The organism is Lentisphaera marina, from assembly GCF_028745505.1.
Taxonomy (GTDB): domain Bacteria; phylum Verrucomicrobiota; class Lentisphaeria; order Lentisphaerales; family Lentisphaeraceae; genus Lentisphaera; species Lentisphaera marina.
In genome coordinates, this window is the sequence record NZ_JAQZZL010000001.1 from 613,472 (window position 1) to 631,768 (window position 18,297).

13 protein-coding genes are annotated in these 18,297 nt (G+C 39.6%); 7 read left to right on the plus strand and 6 right to left on the minus strand.

Annotation, left to right across the window (positions count from 1 at the left end; translation table 11 throughout):
- Positions 1-21: 21 nt before the first annotated feature.
- Positions 22-1,617 (plus strand): hypothetical protein, encoded by a 1,596-nt coding sequence (locus tag PQO01_RS02705; RefSeq protein ID WP_274312505.1) that lies wholly within the window; start codon positions 22-24, stop codon positions 1,615-1,617.
- 432 nt (positions 1,618-2,049) lie between these two features.
- Here the strand turns inward: PQO01_RS02705 and PQO01_RS02710 are convergent, their stop codons facing one another.
- The 3 genes from PQO01_RS02710 to PQO01_RS02720 all read right to left on the minus strand — a co-directional run bounded on the left by PQO01_RS02710 (position 2,050) and on the right by PQO01_RS02720 (position 4,132).
- Positions 2,050-3,387 (minus strand): IS1182 family transposase, encoded by a 1,338-nt coding sequence (locus PQO01_RS02710; protein ID WP_274312506.1) that lies wholly within the window; start codon positions 3,385-3,387, stop codon positions 2,050-2,052.
- A 109-nt stretch (positions 3,388-3,496) separates the two neighbouring features.
- A complete protein-coding gene (locus PQO01_RS02715) occupies positions 3,497-3,790 on the minus strand; it encodes a HigA family addiction module antitoxin (RefSeq protein WP_274312507.1) in 294 nt (97 codons plus the stop codon).
- A gap of 63 nt (positions 3,791-3,853) precedes the next feature.
- Positions 3,854-4,132: a type II toxin-antitoxin system RelE/ParE family toxin gene (locus PQO01_RS02720; protein WP_274312508.1), complete on the minus strand. Its 279-nt coding sequence runs from the start codon at positions 4,130-4,132 to the stop codon at positions 3,854-3,856.
- A gap of 421 nt (positions 4,133-4,553) precedes the next feature.
- On the opposite strand from PQO01_RS02720, the gene PQO01_RS02725 reads away from it, so the two are divergent.
- Positions 4,554-4,763 (plus strand): dodecin, encoded by a 210-nt coding sequence (locus tag PQO01_RS02725; protein ID WP_274312509.1) that lies wholly within the window; start codon positions 4,554-4,556, stop codon positions 4,761-4,763.
- A gap of 9 nt (positions 4,764-4,772) precedes the next feature.
- Here PQO01_RS02725 and PQO01_RS02730 read toward each other — a convergent pair whose 3' ends face one another.
- From PQO01_RS02730 to PQO01_RS02740, 3 genes are all read right to left on the minus strand, one after another.
- Positions 4,773-5,033: a hypothetical protein gene (locus PQO01_RS02730; RefSeq protein WP_274312510.1), complete on the minus strand. Its 261-nt coding sequence runs from the start codon at positions 5,031-5,033 to the stop codon at positions 4,773-4,775.
- Positions 5,034-5,114: 81 nt separating this feature from the next.
- Positions 5,115-6,626, minus strand: coding sequence for a phytoene desaturase family protein (locus PQO01_RS02735; RefSeq protein ID WP_274312511.1), 1,512 nt, complete (start codon positions 6,624-6,626; stop codon positions 5,115-5,117).
- A gap of 156 nt (positions 6,627-6,782) precedes the next feature.
- Positions 6,783-7,952, minus strand: a complete 1,170-nt coding sequence (locus PQO01_RS02740) for a rhomboid family intramembrane serine protease (RefSeq protein ID WP_274312512.1) — start codon at positions 7,950-7,952, stop codon at positions 6,783-6,785.
- 202 nt (positions 7,953-8,154) lie between these two features.
- Between PQO01_RS02740 and PQO01_RS02745 the strand changes: the two genes are divergently transcribed.
- The 5 genes from PQO01_RS02745 to PQO01_RS02765 all read left to right on the plus strand — a co-directional run bounded on the left by PQO01_RS02745 (position 8,155) and on the right by PQO01_RS02765 (position 18,242).
- The gene (locus PQO01_RS02745; RefSeq protein ID WP_274312513.1) at positions 8,155-9,669 is read left to right on the plus strand and encodes a sulfatase; all 1,515 of its coding nucleotides are present in this window, start codon (positions 8,155-8,157) and stop codon (positions 9,667-9,669) included.
- 92 nt (positions 9,670-9,761) lie between these two features.
- Positions 9,762-12,920 carry a GH116 family glycosyl hydrolase gene (locus PQO01_RS02750; protein WP_274312514.1) on the plus strand — a complete coding sequence of 1,053 codons (3,159 nt, stop codon included), beginning with the start codon at positions 9,762-9,764 and terminating at the stop codon, positions 12,918-12,920.
- A gap of 322 nt (positions 12,921-13,242) precedes the next feature.
- On the plus strand, positions 13,243-14,631 hold the full coding sequence (locus PQO01_RS02755; RefSeq protein WP_274312515.1) for a GH1 family beta-glucosidase: 1,389 nt from the start codon (positions 13,243-13,245) through the stop codon (positions 14,629-14,631).
- A 467-nt stretch (positions 14,632-15,098) separates the two neighbouring features.
- Positions 15,099-16,928 carry an alpha-L-fucosidase gene (locus tag PQO01_RS02760; protein ID WP_274312516.1) on the plus strand — a complete coding sequence of 610 codons (1,830 nt, stop codon included), beginning with the start codon at positions 15,099-15,101 and terminating at the stop codon, positions 16,926-16,928.
- Positions 16,929-17,006: 78 nt separating this feature from the next.
- On the plus strand, positions 17,007-18,242 hold the full coding sequence (locus PQO01_RS02765) for a putative glycoside hydrolase (RefSeq protein WP_274312517.1): 1,236 nt from the start codon (positions 17,007-17,009) through the stop codon (positions 18,240-18,242).
- Positions 18,243-18,297 lie beyond the last annotated feature (55 nt).

Sequence of the window (18,297 nt, forward strand, 5' to 3'; positions counted from 1 at the left end):
AAAAATTTAAGTGAACTAAACATGAATAAGCTTTTAATTATCGCGCTTTTACTTTGTCAGAATTTAGTATTTTCAGCGAGTAGTCGAGACATACAAATTAGTAGGAAAACGACTGACATACTTATCCACGGTATTAAATTTAGGAATTTTTATCGTGCCGAAGCGGTAACGAAAAAGCCTTTGAAATTGAATACTTTTACGCGAACTTCCTCAAATCCAGATGTTCCCGTGAAACGCATTGAAGCCTTTAATTTAAATGATTTGTGGTTGAGTGAACAATTACTTGCCATTTATAAAAATGAACAAGTTGATATAGAGATTTATCAATTGAAATCACTGCGGCCCAGTGAGGATCATACTTTTGAGGTTAACGGGAATAAATTCATTGAAAAGTCTATTTATGATCAAGTTATTAGTGATCAACAAAAAGATGAAAGTTTTGTCAATAAGTGGTTTATGAATCTTGAGGATAGGGAAGTATCGCTGTTTGGTAAATTCGCACGCAGTAACCTACCCACCGGAGCACAGTACATTTTATCAGATCAAGTTACTGGGCGTTATGGTTTTGTTATGACGAGCAAGGATAAACGTCAGTATTATATAAACATAAAATCTGTCTATGATGATTCGAGAAAATTAGAATCGGCAATCCTTACCTTTATGCGTTATTTTAAAATAAGTGAATCAAAGGAACTTAAGGCAAGTAATCAAAATTCTTCGACAAGACCTCGTGGTGATAAATCACCTCAATTTATGGAAACGGTTAATCGAGTAAAGAAAGAAGTTAGTGGCATGCCTGATTGGTGGTTTGCAGAAACTGATAATTATATAATCAAATCAAACTTAAGTTCCAGAAATCGTATACTCGCTAAAAAAATTCAGGTTCAGGTTGAGCTAATGCGTAAATCTTATGAATTATTTTTGCCGGCAAATAAAGAAATTCAAGAAGTCAGTGTGATTACAATTCCAGCAACAAGAGAAGAATATCAGAATTACGTAGGAAATGGCATGGAATGGTCAGGAGGCATTTGGAGTCCATCTCGTCGTGAATTAGTTCTTTCTACAATGAATAGTGAAGCAAAATCCTCAGCCAATAAAGACTGGATTCTCGATGTCCTTAATCACGAAGCCTTTCACCAGTATTTGTTTTATGCTTTAGAGAAGGTGAGGGCGCCAATGTGGTTTAATGAAGGTCATGCCGAACTTTTTGCACACTCTAGTTTTTCTGTAGGGAGAATAAAATTAGAAGAAGATAAAAGGGGCTTAGCTAAGCTTTCTTCTATGATTAAATCTGGACGCATCGATTTTAAATCACATATTTATGCCAATCACGAAGCTTACTACGCTGATAAGGACTTAAACTACCCCTTGGGCTGGGCCTTGTGTTATTATTTAAGAATGGCGGCGCCACTTTATAAAAACCGTAATTACGATCAGATAATACCCAAAACCATTCAAGCTTTACGTGAAGGTAAGAGTCCAGATGAAGCTACAAAACTGGGTTTTTATAATGTCGACTTCGATCAATTTACCAAAGACTTTTGCATTTTTTGGCAGAGTAAATCGATGCGCTCCAAGGCAAACCGCACAAAAATTCTCCCTCAAAAAGTGAAGTAGGGGAAGAAAATATTTATAGCGAAGTTCACGGAACCGTAGGCTGGTGTATAGCTGAACTTAGTGGTGGCGACAGAAAATTAAGGAAGTGGATCTTTTTAGCCGCTTTTTTACCTGACTTAGATGCCATTAGTTTTTTCTGAGGCTACCACATAGTATCTTCAAAAGATTTGGTTAAAAGATTTTTTTATTTAACCAAGTGTAGCTAAAGTTTTCTTATTTATGATAGTCGTAAAAAGAGCTCTAAGGTTACCCTTAGAGCTCAGACTGTTGATAAACCCCCGTTTTTGTAACAGGGGTTTTCTTTTTGTACAGAAAAGCAAATATTTTATAATTTCAACAAAAGGTTCTTACAGTATGTAGAAATGTCTTGCAGGAGCTTGTTGGTGTTTTCTTGAGTGAAATTCTGCGTTCATCAAGAAATGCAGTGCTCCTTTACGAAGCGATAGCAATTTTCTTCATATTTTGGCATGCGGCGGCTAAAAGACACTGCTCTTGAACCTTTTTAATTCCACGCAATTTCGCATAACGGTGACCGTGTAATTGCTTTGAGTCAGCGAAACTCCTCTCCACGGTTTCCTGCCTTCGTTTATATAGGATTTTACCTTCTGGTGTGAGTCGGTTTTTCTTGATGCACTCTTTTTGATCCTCCCAGATATGTCGTGTGACGATCTTTGTGTGATTCGCACTTTTTGTACACTGGCTTCGCAATGAGCAGTTGGTGCAGGTTTTAGGGTTTGAAGCATATTCGCGGAAGCCTTCGCGAGTGGTTGTTCGATAAGGAAGTACCTGCTCTGCCGGGCAGGTATAGCTATTGTCTGTAGAGTTGTAAATGAACTGACTTTTCCGGAAATAACCTTTAATATGGTTCGGGCGTCGATAGCTTATCACACCGAAAATATCTCGATCCACAAGTCCTTTGCAGATTCCCGCGGTGAAATAACCGGCATCTAAACCAACAGCTTCGACATTAAAATTAAACCGTTCAAGTTGGTGATCCAAGCGCTTGAGATACGGGATACTGTCGTGAACATTTCCCGCGGTGACAAAACTGTCAGTGATAATATTAAACTTCCCATCGACAGTCCTGTGATCTAGATAGAAAAAGCCTTTGGGTTTACCATCCCTGACCATATAACCACTGTCTGGATCAGTGGTGCTGATCTTCGTTTCTTTAATCACCGGGCTACTATCTTTTTTTTTGAGAGGCTTCTTATCATTTTGAGCTCGATCTTTCGCGATATCTTTATTGAGAACATCTAAATAATCTCGAGTCGACTTCTCAACGTCTTGCTTATCAAATTTATTCTTATTGGCATTAGCCTTTAAGTGAGTAGAGTCGGTATAAAGGTGCTTTCCATCGACAAGCTTACGCTCCATAGCTAAGAGAACGATCTCATCGAATATTTCTTGATAAACATTGCTCTCTTGAAAACGACGGCGACGGTTTTGGCTGATGGTTGAGTGGTGCGGAATTTTATCCTGTAAGTTATAACCAAGAAACCAGCGATAAGCCATATTCATTTCTATCTCACGAATGAGTTGACGCTCGCTGCGAATACCAAATAGATATCCAATAAAAAGCATCTTAAAAAGAACGACTGGATCAACGCCGGGACGACCATTTGTTGGGCAATAGAGGTGTGCCACCTTGTGGTGAATGAATTCAAAATCGACAATGGAGTCGATCTTCCGCAAAAGGTGGTCTTGCGGAACTAATTGCTCAAGGCAAACGAATTCAAACTCGGACTGTTTTGACTGTTTTTTAATCATTAGTCAATATAATTTAACCAATAAAAAAGTCCTCCACACGGGAGGACTTTGTCAACAGTCTGAGCTCTAAGGTTACCCTTAGAGCTCTTTTCTATTATTGGTATAAATATCAATAATGATATTGTTCAATAACTATATTTTTTTCAGCAATTTTCTCTTTAGCTTTTCGTATATCTTCTTTACTTTGAACGTTAACCCAAAATTGAGCTGAATTGCCAAAAAACATTGAAAACTTAACTGCAAATTCTGCTGTTATTCTGCTTTTATTATTTATAATATTCATTATTGCCGTTTGAGTTGAGCGAGTCTCTTTTGCCAAACGGTAGGGAGTTATTCCCATATCATCTAAAAAGCCTTCTTTTAACAATGTTCCTGGAGTTATTCCTTTTAATTGTTTAGGCATTTTAATTCTCCTTCGTTGTTTTGTTTTTATACTGGAGGTGGGTGTGCCTCCTCCAGTAATAAGTCAATGATAATCTGTTATTTGCACTTTTTTTGGTCCTGAATCAGTCCAAATAAATTTGATCCGCCATTGTTTGTTTATCCAAATTGCGTCGTACTCTTTGTCCTTACCGGTAAGGGCATGAAGTTTATTACTTGGAGGAAACCTTAAGTCATCATAAACAGCGGCATTATCTAAGATTTCCAGTTTAATTCGAGCTTTATCTTCGAATGGTCTAAACTCTTTTACTGATTCATCATTAAAGAGTTTCTCTGTTTTTTTGCAACCAAAACTTAATATCATAGTGTTGGTTCCTTATGTTTAAATTTTTAGGCATGTGCTTGATTCCTACTGTTTTTATTGGTTCAGTTTGTTCAGAAAAATAAATTATCTTACATAGCATTGGGTCTTTTCTGCAAACCTACTATCTAAGTATACAACTAAAAATATAGTATTCAAATAAAATACTATATAAAAAATATAGTGTTATATTTTTTAGTGCGAAATTCGAATTCAGTATAAAGCCCTTTACTAGACCCACTTTTGCTAAGTGGTGGGCTTCACTAGCGTATAGAAATCTAAAAGATTTGTACAGGAAACAATTATTGAACAATTCGAGGTGTTGCAATTGAGACTTAAATTTAAGAGTCAAAAAAATAAAACTTCCTTATCATCTTATTAACACGTATTTTAATACTATAAAACATCGATAAGGAGATGAAAAATGAGCGATCATACATATAAAAAAGTAGAAATTGTGGGTACTTCACAAACAAGTATAGAAGATGCGGTAAATACAGCCTTAAAGAAGGCTTCTGAATCAATTCACAGTATGCGTTGGTTTGAAGTTAAAGAACTACGTGGAAACATCGATAAAGACCATGTCGATCATTGGCAAGTTACCATGCTAGTAGGATTTACCTTGGATGACTAATTAAGCTATTTATCTATTTAAGAGGCCATCTAAACCATTTTTTCTCAGGCTTAATTTGATCCAGAATTGCCAAGAAAAATAAAAGACAAAACCGGCAAGAAAGAAGAGCACATTAGCCACAAGTATCTGCGAAGCTAGAAAGCCCTTGGGGATTTTTCCTTTTAGGGCCATGTCTATACTCGTATAGATAAAGTAGGCAGAGAAAGCAAACCATATGGCGGTTAACTTTAAGCCTAAACTCTTCAAAGTCTTAATTGTTTTTAATTTCATCCAAATCCTCTACATCAATGCTGTAGTATAATTTTAGATTTCTAAAATATAAAACTTAAAAGATGAAAAATTAATTAAATTTTAGGACTGAATACTATGTAAGTACTTGTCAGCTTGGTTAGATACAATGACGCCGTAGTTAGCTGCACCAAGCCAGCCAGACATGATAATACCCACTGAGCCAGCATGGTAGAGACCATCGATTTCTTTAGGCATTTGTGAGCTAATCTCAAGCCCCTCAAATTTAGTACCAAAAGAAGTGCCTTTTTCACTTAGCGTATAGTATTCTACTGTGCGAGGCGTACCGGCTTCGGCATAATCAATCTTTTCACGAATGCCAGGAACATACTTTTCTAAAACAGTAATGGTCTCATCAATCATTTTGTCTTTGGCAACTTGGTACTCTTCATCACTGAGGTCATTCCAGTCGTCAAAGCGGGCGTTCATTGAAGCCACAATCGTGTAGCGATTATCGCGATCGGGGCGAATTTCTGGGTAATATACCGAGAAAGTACGGCTAGTGATATTCATGTCTACGAGTGCATCTGCATCGTATTCTGGGTGAGTGGAAGTGAAAACTAAATCACCAAAGAAGGGGATAGACTCACCCTTGCGAACTCCAAGGTAAACTTGAGTCGATGAAGTATTAACTTTGACATCATCTAATTGCTGAACAAATTCAGGACTAAAGTTTTCGCGTCCGACAAGGCGGTTAATAGTTGGGTGAATACCTGCGTTAGAGATCACACAGTCAGTTGTAAAAGTCTTGCCATTGACAGTAACACTTTTTACTTTGCCGTCTTCAGTATTGATTTTTTGAACGAGTGCTGAAGTACAAATATCGACACCATTTTCATTCATAATGACTTCCATTTTATCAATCATGTCATCTGTGCCGCCATGATAGATATAAACGCCTTTACTCATAAAGTTTGAAAAGACAATACCGTAGGAAATAGCCGGCTCATCTAAAGTTGAACCATTGGCATAAGTAATGGGTTCCATGAGCAAACGCCAAACATCTGTTCTGTCGGGGAAGTACTTTTGGAAAAGGTCGCGGGTTGTCGAATTATCTTGGTCGTAGTAATTCATTTTTGCCAAGTGGTCATAGAAGGCAATAACTTGTTCGCGTTCAATTTTAAATTCTTCCACTAAGATACGAGTGAAATCTTCTCGTGTAAAAGTTGTGTCAATGGTGAACTGCGGATTGTCAAAACGAACTGATTTTACTTGATGAATATTGTCAGCTAATTCCTTGCTCCAATATTTGCGTAAAGTCTTTTTCATGCCAATGGGGAAGCCGTGAAGCGAGATATCAAAAATATGACCTGCACGCTTAAAGTACTGAGCTAAACCACCGAGGATGTAATGCTGTTCGAGTAAAAGAACTGAGTGTCCCTGACGCGCCATACAGTTAGCGGAAGTCATTCCCCCAAGACCAGAGCCAATAACGATGACGTCATAGTGATCTTTTGTGGCGTTTTTGAGGTGAGTTTCACGACCAACCTTAGTTTCGCGATGAGCGCGATCACGACGAAATTTGTGCGGTCTTGCACGACGAATATTTTCAGTATTCTCTTTATCTTCAGACATTAAGTTTTGACCTATTAAATTTTTTTGCTGAAGATAGGACAATTTTGTCAGTTTTCTATGGCACACTTTAAACAAGCTAAATAAAAAGGTGAAAGCGAATAAAAACTTTTCAAAAAAGCTTCTTTCGTTTAGCAATCATTGGCTTAAGTCGCTTTTTTAAACCCTTTTTTGAGCAAATAGCTCTCCCAAACTTTGCCATTCTTGCTTTATTTTATTGAAAATTTGATCTTCTAAAAAAACGTGTTTCTGTTCAAGGTAATCAGCTAAGAGGGGAGCAGGGTAGGGGCCGTGGTTTTGTCCATCGCGATAGATATAAAAGCTCTCTTGACCCCAACTGCGAATATTATCGCTGATGGAAGGCTCGGGACTTGCTTCAATTACGCGTTCTGCTGCTTTTTCAGGAAGCACTTCGTGAGCTTCTATTTTGCGTCCAGATTTTTTGTGGGCCTCAACTTTATTATGAAAGAAGCGCGAGACCGCAAGCCAGTCATTTTCAATGGGGTCGTAAATAAGATCTGTACCCTTAACATGCTTTGTTTGCATCATGCGATGCAGTAGATTTGCAGGAATGAGCTGCTCATCGAGCTCATTCACCTTAACTTTAAACTCTTTTGTTCCTAGACTGGCACAATAATCTTTCATTTCTTTAGTGAGATCATCAATCACAAAGCTTCCAAAGAAGTATTGAAACAAGTGGCTATTGTCTGCTCTTTGGAATTCAACGAGTTTAAGTTTTAAGAAAATAAAGGCTAAACTCATGCCACCAATGAAGCCCCCTAAATGGGCTCCATAAGCAATGCCACCACCTCCACTGATAGCACCATAAATATCTCCAGCTAACCAAAAGAGTATGACCCAATAACCTGTGATTTGAAAGGTTCCTGGACGCAGACCAAATAAATAAAACATTTTGATTTGATTCATGGGGTAGAGAGCAAAATAAAAACCGATGACACCATTGATGGCACCACTTGCACCGATGGCGCCACGATCACTCATAAGAAGGTGAAAAATTCCTGCAGTGAGTGTGAAAAATAGATAAAGCCCAATGTATCGTCCATTGCCAATTTTTGAGCAAATGGCATTACCAAAGACCCAGAGAAACATCATATTGAAAAACCAATGAAAAATATCTCCGTGGACTAATGCCGACGCAAACCAGCCTAAAGGTTCAGACCAAGATTGTAAAACAAACATTTTTTGAAGTTCTTCGGGGAATGATAACCACCAAAGAAAAGTAACAATTGTTGTTATTGCGATAATCGCATAATTCATCCACGGTATACGTGGGAAAAGTACATCTAAACGTACGGGTACTAATAACATCCTCAACCTCCTATAATTGATGATATAAGATGCCATAAAAACACTTAGATTGCAAGTGCTTACAATTCTGAAGTCCTCCAATACTCGAGTTTGTTTTCTAGAAAACATCTATAAATCACTGTAGGCCATGTCAATTATTGAACATGAGAAGTTATTAATAGAGCGAGTGAAAAAGGGTGGCCAAAAGATTTAAAGGAATGCTATGCAGCGATTTTTATTACTAGTTTTATTATCATTAAGCAGCTTTGCGAAAGACAAGCCAAATATCTTAATGATTTCAGTCGATGACCTTAAACCAATGTTAGGTTTTTATGGTGATCCAATGGTGCAGTCACCTAATATTGATAGATTGGCGGAAAAATCTGCAGTCTACGAAAAGGCTTATTGTCAGCAAGCGGTTTGTGGAGCTTCTCGAGCAAGCATAATGACTGGCCTAAGACCAGATAATTCCCGTGTTTGGGAATTTCGTCAGCTCATGCGTGAGCGAAATCCCCAAGCGATCACAATTCCAGAATACTTTAAATCGCAGGGTTATATGACCTGTTTTTCAGGAAAAATTTATGATTACCGCTGTGTTGCTGATGGCAAAAAACAGGATTTAAAATCTTGGTCGAGAAAAGAGCAGCCTAGAAGTTCAAAAGCAATGAAAAACTTAGGTTTTGCGGACCCCGCATTTCACGAGAAAGTTCGCCTGAAAGAAATCGAACTAAAGAAAGCGGGAAAGCCCCATACTTATGATGCTATCAAAAAAGCGATTGGCGGCAGTCCTTGTTATGAAGGTTCAATCGATGGCCCCGACGAAATGTATGAGGATGGCCTCATTGCTAAAGAGGGTGTTCGTCTCATTAAAGAACTAGGGCAGAAGGAAAAGCCATTTTTTATTGCCGTGGGATTTAAAAAACCTCACTTACCGTTTAACGCGCCTAAAAAATATTGGGACCTCTACAAAGAGACAGACTTTGTTTTGGAGCAATACCAAAAGCCAAGTGAAGGTGCGCCACATTATGCCTACCAAGATTCTTGGGAGTTTTCTAACTATAAAGTTCCTCGTGTGAATGGTGAAGTGCCCGAGAGTTTTCAGAGAAAACTCAAGCATGGTTACGCCGCCTGTGTTTCATATATTGATGCGCAGGTCGCAAAACTCTTGGAAGCCGTAAAAGACCAAGGTTTAGAAGAAAATACGATTATCGTTTTTTGGTCAGACCACGGTTTTCACTTGGGCGACCATGGCATGTGGTGTAAGCACAGTAATTATGAACAAGCCACACGAGTACCATTCTTCATTTATGATCCTCGTCAAAAATTAAAAATGGGCCGCTACAATCAGCCAGTAGAACTCATCGATATGTTCCCCACGCTTTGTCAGCTTAGTACTTTGCAAATACCAGAAATTCTCGATGGTAAAAGTCTTTTAAGTGAAGAAGCACAAAATGCGACTTTTGCCTTAAGTCAGTTTCCTCGTAATCAAGGTAAAGACAAGAAAATCATGGGCTATGGTTTTCGCTTCGAGCGTTACCGCTACATCGAGTGGGTCGATAATAATTACCAAAATGATAACAAGCAATTTGGCCCCTTGAAAGCCGTTGAACTCTATGATTATGAGAAAGACCCCTTAGAGCAAGTTAATTTGGCAAACAACCCCGAATACAAAAGTATATTGAAGCGCCTTCAACAAGAGGCAAAAGCGAGTGGTTTGAGCCGAGCTATTTACGAATGATTTAGTTTTTCCTGTCAAAAAACAGACCATTAAAGCTATTTCTAAATCATTACAACTCCCAATTTTCTAACACCTAAATCCGTGACTTTATTATGATGAAAAACCCTCTAGATCTGACCTTATTGAATGACAATGCCGCAACTTTATGTACGCCTGGAGCTGCAGCCGAATTTATCCAACCTTGGTACACGCCAATCGAAACGACTCCAGCCAATACAGGTATTGCAATTGGTGGCATTGGCTCTACTTACACAATGACGGCGAGTGCAACGACTCCCTTGATCAACTTTCTTCCAGGGCTTCATGTAGAGGGTGAAAAAACGGGTGATATTCGTCTTCAAAACTGGTTCGCTTCAGAAAGAGAACCCAATGATCAGGCACCACTTTTATTAGTTGATATCGATAAATTGCGTCTCTATGTGACTCTCTTTCCCATTTATCGCCCTGATGGTGCCGAATGGCTCAATGCAGAGATGAGTGAAGAACTGGTTCAATCCAAGATAAATGAAATGGCTGATTGCCTTTCCTTCTATGAAGATAACAAAGCTGGTTTTGAACTGTATAAAACGGAATTTAGCCCAAAGACTCAAGAGCAACTGGCTCAATCAAGCAATACAAAACTAGCGACGCAATTGGTCTTGCTCGACTACTTTAATGGTGCCGTTGTTACTTCTACGAATTGGCAGGCATCTTTGAGTGGTGACCTCGAAGAAGAGTCTATTTATGGCCAGCAAACTTATGCTCGTGAAAAAATTCAGAACCGCTTACTTTATCCCTATGCTGAACTCAAATATGAAGATGATTCACATGATGTTCGCATTGAGAAACTTCACTTCAGCCCCATTGTGCGCAATGATGAAAAGTCTTGTTCAGCTCCACTTAACTTCACCGAAATTAAGCTCACCAACACGAGTGATAAAGTCAAAATCTTGACTTTGGCTTGGGACCAAGAAAACCTTTCGGGTTTTAGTGTAGTCAAAAAGCGTCCAGCTAACCAGGACGCGGGTTTCCTTTTACAAAAGACGGTTCGTTACCAAGAGAATAACTTGTGCAATATTGAAACTCAGAATGGTTCATTCCAGGGTATTACACTTGGAAATAAAAAATCGCAGGAGAGTGGCGATATTAAAGGACAACTCACATTTGGTATCCTAAGTCAAAATGACCCCGATATTTGTATTTCGCGCCGCAGTTCGTATTACTCGGTAGAACGTGATAGCACTGTGAGAGAAGCACTGCAGGCTGGTCGCGTTAATAATACTTTTTTCGATAAAATTTATACCGGTCGCGAACACCTATCAGGGATTATCACGGTTCAGGTGACTCTACAGCCTGGTGCAGTTAAAAGAATTCCTTTCGTACAAATTTTAGATTACCCAGAAATCAGCCTCGGTGATTATCAATCTCAGAAGAAATACACCTCATTTTTCCCAGAAGAAACACGCACAGAAGATTTAGTATCATTTGCCTGCGATAACTTTCACTCCATTCGCGAGCGTATTGATGCAGATCAGAATGAATTACACGAGCTCCTAGTTAATAGCGATGTCTACAAGGGTAAACCTAAGTCAGCCGCTGAATTGACAACTATGGCGCAAAACACTTTGAGCTTCACGGCAGATGCAACCGTATGGGATATTGATGATAAATTCCTCGTACGTGAATGTTCAGATTACCCATTCTTTAACTCATTAGATGTTTATTTCTACGGCTCATTCTCCATGATGTGGTTACTTCCGCAGGTGGACACCAATACCATGAGATGTTTCCGCGACGCGATTATGGCGGAAAATGATGAGTTGCGCCGTTTCTATGTTTACCTCGAGCTTCCCAATGCGAAACTTCCTCATCCGAAGTACGAGGGTCCTCGCGCCCGCAAAGGTGCAGTGATTCACGATCTCGGCTCACCCTTTGACCCCAAACCAGATGCCTACAACTGGCATAATGTTGCGGAATGGAAGGATCTTGCACCAAAGTATATTCTTATGCTTTTGCGCAATTATCACTTCACTAAAGATGTCAATCTTCTCGAAGATTGCTGGGACTCCATAGAGGCTTCTTTACAGTACCTTAAAGACATGATTCTTGAGGGACATTCAATCCCTCTCACTAATGGAACAGATGATACTTTTGATAACCTATCTTCCTTCGGCATTACTCTCTACTGTGGTTCTCTATGGGTTGCAGGCCTAAAAGCTGCGGGTGAAATCGCTGACATTCTCAAAATTGAGGGAGTTACAAATGAACTCAAAGAACTAGAAGAAGCTGCTTCAGCAAGTTTTAATCAAGCTCTTTGGGACCAGGAAAATAATTATTTCCACTTCTATTCTTACCCCTTCGTGAAACACTATATCGAGGATGAAGCAAGTCTTTCAACAAAAGTGGGCGAGAAGATCGAGATCAATGAAAAAGAGCTCTTAAAATCACTGAACGATTTTGTTTACACGGATGAAAACTCTGATCAATACCTAACGGCTGAAGTTCAAAGCCTTTTAGATGAAGAGGGCGTTTCACTTGAGGGAACTAAATTCCGTCGCAATAAATTGATCCGCAAAGCTTTTATTATCACCACAGCAAAAGATTGCTTCAGTGATGAAGTCACAGCGATTCTTGTTCGTGAGAGTGATGATAGTTTTGGTGATCCACTGCTCGCCGATACTTATTTAGAAATGATGGGCTTGGAAACAGTCACCACTGCGGCTCAGCGCGAAGGCGTTCTAAAGAAAGCTTATGAGACGAACTTCAAAATCAATAGCCCTCATGTGGGGTATGCAAATCTAGTTGATAGTGTGGGCGCTCCCAAAGAAGCCTTCCAAGCACAAGATGTATGGATTGGTGTTCAGTACTCTAATGCGACTTCATTGCTCCTAGCAGGTGAATACGACAAGTTTGATGAGCTTATTCACACCCTTTATGATAACCTTTATTTGAAAGCCAAAATTCCTTTTGCTGCACCAGAAGGCTTTAACTGCTCATGTACTCTTGCGGCGACTGATTTGGAATCTTACACAGCTAAGCCTTCGGAGCTTTATAATAAGTTACTTGAGAAGGGCTGGGTCTTGGATGATGCGCGTATTTCTCCAAGTCTACCTGCGGAAGTCGATGAATTTGCGCAAATCGCAAAAGATTTTGTGGCTGCAGACAAGTTAGCTGAACTCTTCCGCTTTATTCAAATCACGGGACTCAAATACACTGCGGGCCGCTACTTCCGCCCGGGAATGGTATTTGCCCTGCCTATGCTCATTAAGTAGTAGCTTACAATAAATTAGTTAAATTAAGCGTAGGAGCAATGCGACAAGCGTTGGGATTCTTAAGGGTGCAAGTACCCTTAAGCGTGTCTTGGGCAGAGCCCAACTCTCACCAATAGTGGAAAGCTTGAGGAGACATAAGCTCCTCCTTTAGGTCCTAGGAAAAGTACTTACACATTAATAGCTTATTCATAAATAATTTTAGCCCATTAGCAGATTTGCTACTGGGCTTTTTATATTCTTCTAAGATGAATCATAAATTTATCAAAATATTAACTTTGCCAACGTATTATAAGAAAGAATATAAAATTTAAGGGTAAGAATTATGAGCAAAAAATTTCCTGAGAACTTTGTTTGGGGTTCGGCAACGGCGAGTTTCCAAATTGAAGGTGCAGCTAAGCAATATGGTCGTGGGCTTAGTATTTGGGACGCCTTCTGCGATACTCCGGGCAAAGTAGAAAGTGGACACAATGGTGACGTCGCATGCGATCATTATCACCGTTTTGAAGAAGACGTAAAAATGATGAAAGAGCTGGGACTTCAAGCTTACCGCTTCTCGATTGCTTGGCCACGAATTCAGCCAGATGGCAAAGGCGACATCAACCAGGAAGGAATTGACTTTTATAATCGCTTAATAGATTGTCTCCTGGAACATGGAATCGAGCCTTGGGTCACCTTATACCACTGGGATCTTCCCCTACCTTTACAAATTGAACATGACGGTTGGTTAAATAAAGAAATTGTGGAGCGTTTTGAAAAGTATTCACGTATTTGTTTTGAGCAATTTGGCGATCGTGTGAAAAATTGGATCACCCTCAATGAACCTTGGTGTGCCGCCGTATTGGGTCACGGCATTGGTGTTCACGCACCTGGCCGCATATCCACTTCTGAGCCCTACCTTGCGGCTCACAACATGCTTTTGAGCCACGCCCGTGCCTATCGAGTTTATAAGAGTGAGTTTGCTCATCAAAATGGCACCATTGGCATTACAAATAATTGCGATTTCCGCTACCCACTGACAGACAAAGCAGAAGATATTGCCGCGGCAGAGCGCAGTATGGAGTTTTTCTTGGCGTGGTTTGCTGACCCCATTTGGAAAGGCGATTACCCCGCAGTGATGAAAGAATATGTAGGAGAACGCTTGCCCGAGTTTAGCGCAGAAGAAAAACAAGAAATCTTTGGCTCAAGTGATTTCTTTGGGCTCAATCACTACACAAGTATGCTCGCCTCAGAACCTACTGAAGACGATAAACTCGTCAGTGATATAGCTGGAAACGGAGGCATGATTGATGATCAAAAAGTCGCCCTTTCCAATGATCCATCTTGGGACAAGTCTCACATGCAGTGGAATATTGTGCCAGAGGGTTGCCGAGACCTTTTAAAGTGGATTGATGCTCGTTATGATCGTCCTATTATCTACATTACCGAAAATGGCTGTGCTTGTGATGAACCTACTGAAGAAGCGGCCGATAATGATCTGATGCGTAAAAACTACTACGAGTCATATTTACGCGAATCCCGCAAAGCTATTGATGCGGGTGTCGATCTGCGTGGTTATTTCGCTTGGTCACTCATGGATAATTTCGAGTGGTCTTTCGGTTATAATCGCCGCTTTGGCATGTGCCGTGTGGATTACGAAACTCTAGAACGCAAGCCCAAGATGTCAGCGCGCTGGCTGAGCCAAACCATTGCTCAAAATGGCGAAAATATTTAAATAACTAGTCGACAGAATCAGCCCACTTGTTCCGTACCTTCTTTATAGCTTTAAAAAAGAGGGAATAGGGATGTTCACATTTTTGATGTGCGTGCAGGTGCTGGTGCTATTTTTGATCTTTGTGGATATGGTGAGGAAGAAGGAGTGAGCCATAGACGCGATATTAGTACTCTTAAAATTCACATGATTACATTTCAAAAGCCGAACTCACGAGTTCGGTTTTTTCGATTTATACTTAATTTCATCAAAAAAAATTGAGTTTAAAAGAGGCATGTTTTTATGTAATAAAGATAAGTAGTTTTTTATATATTCTTTAACTTTATCCTTAAAAAAAGACGTGAATTGTTACCTTTTAATTTTTTCATCACTTAGTTTAAAAGTCATAAAAAATTGACGTTTTTATGTAACAAAGCCAATCTTACCTTGTTTGATAGAGACATAACACAACATATCTAGGAATTGTATAAATGAAGAAATTATTATCTTTAACATCAAAATTTGCGATGACCGCAATGATGAGTTTACAGGTTGCCAATGCGGTACCTCAGGAAATTGTCGATACAGACATGGACAAACTTTGGGGCGAACGTTTAGAGTTAGATGCCGGTGAACGTGGAGCTTGGTTCAAAGAAGCTAAATACGCCATGTTTATTCACTGGGGCCTTTATTCAGGTTTAGCGGGTGACTGGAAAGGCAAAACGCATTTCGGTATTGGCGAATGGATAATGAACAAGCATTTGGCGGGTATTTCAGTGGATGAATACAGAGCCTTGGCAAAAGATTTTAACCCAGTCAAATTCGATGCAAAAGCTTGGGTAACTTTGGCTAAGCAGAGCGGTATGAAGTATATCGTTATTACGGCAAAGCACCACGATGGTTTTGCGATGTACGCATCAAAAGCATCAAAATATAATATCAAAGACGCGAGCCCATTTGGTCGTGACCCCCTCAAAGAATTGGCAGATGAATGCCGTAAGCAGGGCTTAGGTTTTGGTTTCTATTACTCGCAGTACCAAGACTGGAATGAAAAAGATGCTTTCGGTAATAGTTGGGATTTTAATCCTAAAGAAGCCAATTTCTCTAAGTACTTTAAAGAGAAGTGTGAACCACAAGTAAAAGAGCTCGTAACTCAGTATGGCGACCTCGCGGTATTATGGTTCGATACACCTGGTAAAATGACCAAAGAAGATTCAATGGCATTAGTAAATTTAGTTAAAAAGCATCAGCCTCGCTGCCTAATTAACAGCCGTATTGGTAATGGTGTTGGTGACTATTCATCACTAGGTGATATGGAGATTCCACCAGAGAACGTCGGTGGATTATGGGAATGTGTAGATACAACAAATAATTCTTGGTCTTATGCTTGGTACGATGAAAACTGGAAAAGTGGTGAGCAAATCGCTCAAAACGTGATCTCAGTTGTCGCTCGTGGCGGTACTTACATGCTCAACATTGGTCCTCGTGGCGACGGTTCAATTCCTACTGGTGCAAGCGATGAGTTAGTCATTGCAGGTCAGTGGATTAAAAAGCACGCAGGAACCATTTATGGTGCTGAAGCATCTCCTTGGCACAAAGCTTTCGCTTGGGGTGACGTAACTGTAAATCACGGTAATCTCTTTCTTCATATCTTTGATTGGCCCGCAAATGGTAAAATTTATCTTCCTGGTTTAAGCAACAAAATTTCTGGTGCAGCACTTCTCAACCTTAAAGGGCAAGTGAAAGTTACGAAAGAGGGTGACTGGACAGTTGTGAGTATTCCAAAAGTAAAACCTCAGGCGATTAATCCAGTCGTTCAACTTAAGTATGATGGTAAACTTAAAGTTGACCACGGTTTAGCTTTTGATGGTGAAACCAAGGCAAACTTATTCTCATTATTCTCAAAACAAAAAGATTGTGACGTCGTTCAACTCCGCTGGATGGAGAAATTTGGCGAGTGGAAGCACGCAGAAATGGTGAAAAATTGGACTCCAACAAGTGAAGCTACTTGGGATGTGAACATCCGTAAGCCAGGTAAATATGCTTTAGAAATGACTTATTCATGTAATGATAAAGCTGATTATAGTGAGTTCGAAGTTCTTGCAGGTAAGACTGCCATGACAATTCAAGCTTTAGATACAGGTGATCGCATGCCTTCCAAGCGTATGTTTGGCCGTGGTCTTTTACCTCGTGTAAGAACTTTGCGCTTAGGTGTTGTTGAGTTTGATAAAGCGGGTAAGCAAAAAGTCGTTTTCAAAACTAAGAAAGGCGAGTGGAAAGGTTTCAACCTCAAAGCACTTGAATTGAAAGCCTACAAATAAAATTACTTAACACCCTGTAATTTATAAAAAGCTGTACTTAGTTTAAGTACAGCTTTTTTGTTAACGGAGTTTATAAACATGAAAATTTTCACTTTACTTATTTCACTGCTTTTGTTCATATCTTGTGATCAAGCAGAGCCCTTAGAGAAAATTGAATCCTTAGAGAAAGTTGAGCCTCAAAGTCAGGCCAAAATAAGTAGCGAAGAAGTGAACAGGAAAATGCCAGAATTTTCATGGGAGACGCTACCTCTCTATATGCATGTCCGCAAAGCGACGGCCTTTAATGAGCAAGAGCTCAAATACCTTAGTCAGTTCCCTTTAATATGTTTAGAAAAAACCATGGGAATGAAAACTTACGGTTCCTCGGAAGAGGGCAGTATTCAGGCCGCTAAAGCGATAAAAGAACTCAACCCGAAGAGCAAAGTATTATATTACCGCAACGTCCTAGTTCATTATCCCTTTTACAAGAGTGATAGACAGTTAAAGAAGGTGAAGGACGCTTTTTTACAGAATAAGCAAGGCCAAGGCAAGCTAGTAAGAAATACCCAAGAAGCCTACGATTTAACGAATTTAAACTTGCGTAAGTGGTGGGTAAACAATGCCAAAACTGTACTTATGGATCCTGCCATAGATGGTTTATTTTTGGACGGCAATATAAAGGCTTTGGAAGAACAGTACCTACTTCGAGAGATAGGATCTGAAAAGAAGCAAGAAACGATAGAGGCGTATCAATTATTGATGAAGGAAACGCAGCAAGCACTGAGTGAAGATAAATTGATGATTGCCAATATGATTCGCGCCCGTTTTCAAGATAGTGGATTAGAATATATGAAGTATTTCGATGGTTCTTATTTAGAAAATTTTGAAAAACCCGTGAAGGGCTTGAGTCGTGAAGATTATATGGTGAAGGGCATAGAAGCCACACAACGAGCTGCTAAAGATGGGAAAATTATTGCCATGACTTTGGGCTTAGGTGAATCCGCAGGAAGCCACATGGGAATAGATGATACTCGTAAAGATTTAAAGAGTTTAGATAAAGCTCAAAGTCGTCTCGAATACTGTATAGGCTTGTTTTTGATCTGTGCTGAAAAATATAGTTATCTAAACATTCACGATGGTTATGATGTGAACACTAAAGCCGATGGTTCTTGCCATAGTAAACTTTGGCTCAAAGCTTTTCCTGAATATGAAAAAGCCTTAGGAAAACCATTGCAAGACGCGGTGAAAAAGGGCTATGTCTACACACGTAAATTTGAACACCTTGATGTAAAAGTTGATCTTCGCTCGCAAAAAGCAGAACTTAAGTGGCATTAGGCTTAAAAAACCTTCATGTGAATTTATTTAAAATTGGAAAATTTGAGTCTAGGAG

Bases quoted from the DNA above. Each gene is read 5' to 3' on its own strand.
- PQO01_RS02710 (WP_274312506.1), bottom strand. From the start codon at position 3,387: ATGATTAAAAAACAGTCAAAACAGTCCGAGTTTGAATTCGTTTGCCTT.
- PQO01_RS02720 (WP_274312508.1), bottom strand. From the start codon at position 4,132: ATGATATTAAGTTTTGGTTGCAAAAAAACAGAGAAACTCTTTAATGAT.
- PQO01_RS02755 (WP_274312515.1), top strand. From the start codon at position 13,243: ATGAGCAAAAAATTTCCTGAGAACTTTGTTTGGGGTTCGGCAACGGCG.
- PQO01_RS02735 (WP_274312511.1), bottom strand. From the start codon at position 6,626: ATGTCTGAAGATAAAGAGAATACTGAAAATATTCGTCGTGCAAGACCG.
- PQO01_RS02760 (WP_274312516.1), top strand. From the start codon at position 15,099: ATGAAGAAATTATTATCTTTAACATCAAAATTTGCGATGACCGCAATG.
- PQO01_RS02740 (WP_274312512.1), bottom strand. From the start codon at position 7,952: ATGTTATTAGTACCCGTACGTTTAGATGTACTTTTCCCACGTATACCG.
- PQO01_RS02725 (WP_274312509.1), top strand. From the start codon at position 4,554: ATGAGCGATCATACATATAAAAAAGTAGAAATTGTGGGTACTTCACAA.
- PQO01_RS02715 (WP_274312507.1), bottom strand. From the start codon at position 3,790: ATGCCTAAACAATTAAAAGGAATAACTCCAGGAACATTGTTAAAAGAA.
- PQO01_RS02745 (WP_274312513.1), top strand. From the start codon at position 8,155: ATGCAGCGATTTTTATTACTAGTTTTATTATCATTAAGCAGCTTTGCG.
- PQO01_RS02765 (WP_274312517.1), top strand. From the start codon at position 17,007: ATGAAAATTTTCACTTTACTTATTTCACTGCTTTTGTTCATATCTTGT.
- PQO01_RS02730 (WP_274312510.1), bottom strand. From the start codon at position 5,033: ATGAAATTAAAAACAATTAAGACTTTGAAGAGTTTAGGCTTAAAGTTA.
- PQO01_RS02750 (WP_274312514.1), top strand. From the start codon at position 9,762: ATGATGAAAAACCCTCTAGATCTGACCTTATTGAATGACAATGCCGCA.
- PQO01_RS02705 (WP_274312505.1), top strand. From the start codon at position 22: ATGAATAAGCTTTTAATTATCGCGCTTTTACTTTGTCAGAATTTAGTA.